Annotated in this window: 2 protein-coding genes and 1 pseudogene; 2 read left to right on the top strand and 1 reads right to left on the bottom strand. The window is 37.4% G+C overall.

Translation table 11 applies throughout. The features are described from left to right. Positions 1–232: pseudogene (locus tag Q0X89_RS10605) on the top strand (hypothetical protein); the annotation flags it as partial. 75 nt (positions 233–307) lie between these two features. Here the strand turns inward: Q0X89_RS10605 and Q0X89_RS10600 are convergent. After that, the gene (locus Q0X89_RS10600) at positions 308–724 is read right to left on the bottom strand and encodes a glycosyl hydrolase family 17 protein (RefSeq protein ID WP_297693917.1); all 417 of its coding nucleotides are present in this window, start codon (positions 722–724) and stop codon (positions 308–310) included. 149 nt (positions 725–873) lie between these two features. On the opposite strand from Q0X89_RS10600, the gene Q0X89_RS10595 reads away from it, so the two are divergent. Continuing rightward, positions 874–1260: hypothetical protein (locus tag Q0X89_RS10595; RefSeq protein ID WP_297693914.1), on the top strand; the 387-nt coding region annotated here is incomplete at its 3' end.

The raw sequence follows: 1260 nt of genomic DNA, 5'->3' as shown, positions 1-1260 counted from the left end.
TGAAGAGGCTGAATTTGACATTTCTATAAGAAGCAATACCGAGGGTATCACCATTGAATTTGATCTTTCCCAGATTTTTGATGTGGTGTCCGGAGTGGACCTTTCGCAGGCTGCAGATGGCAATGAAAATGGCACCATTGAAATAAGCCCTGAAGATACGGATGGAAACAATGCCCTTGCAGAGACCATACGGGAGCGCATTAAAACCGCAATTGACCTATTGGACGATTAAATTTTCAAAAATCCATAATCAAAAAGCTTTCTGCAAACACAGAAAGCTTTTTTCTTTTTATGCGCCTAAATTAATCTAGAACTTCAACTGCTCATCCTTTTCCCATAACCCCCAATAGGTTTCTACATCTCCTTCGGTTACTCCTTTCGAGGATTCATCAAAAGAAGATAAGTGAAAAGATTTCAATTTAGTCTTCCTGTGCCACTTCTGCATATTCATAAAGTACTTCAGGTAATTTTCATAGGAAGGAAAAGCCCCTTCGAGGTTGGTGCCCTGGCTGGGCCAGCCCGTTTCTGAGATGATCACATTTTTTCCAATACCCTTACGTAAAGCCCTTTGAAACATGTCCTTGATATACAGAGGTGAATAATCCATATCACAGTCTTCCCAGAAAGAGTAGCAATTGGCGAGAACTACATCACAGGCCTCTAGAATAAGCGGCCGTTCAGTAAATTCATAATAGGCGTCCATATAGGCCACAGGAACTTTCACGTTGATCCCATCTCTAACTTGGTGAGATTACCGGTGAAATCACCAACGATGACCTTTTAGGGAATATTTTTGCCAACTTTTGCATCGGGAAGTAATTATTAGTAACTATAAATCCTATTAATCCCTATATTGACTAAAATATTATTTTGATGAGTATTAATAAACAACAAAAATTAACCGGCCTAAAGTTAGCAAAACATAGAATCAAAAATGGCCTGATATTATATAGCATTCGAAATTTATTAACCCGCATTGGGCTTGATATTTATCCTTATTATTGGATGCAAGAAGGACTTTATAAGATAGATAAGCCTCCAATTAAAGGAGAATTCAATGATTATAGCATTGAATATTTAAGCCTTGAGGATGTAGAAAGAATTAGTGACATCTTGGCTGATTCAAGCGGGGCTGAATTAGTAAAAAGATTTAAAAACGGGGAAAAATGCATTGGATTAAAACACGCGGGTAATGTTGCCGCATTTATGTGTATTGAATTTAAAGATTTTAGATTGCTCGATAGACTTTTTGAGTTAAAA

The organism is uncultured Eudoraea sp., from assembly GCF_947258525.1.
Taxonomy (GTDB): Bacteria; Bacteroidota; Bacteroidia; order Flavobacteriales; family Flavobacteriaceae; genus Eudoraea.
Note: the sequence above shows the minus strand (reverse complement) of the source record. Positions and strands in the feature narration are given on the sequence as shown.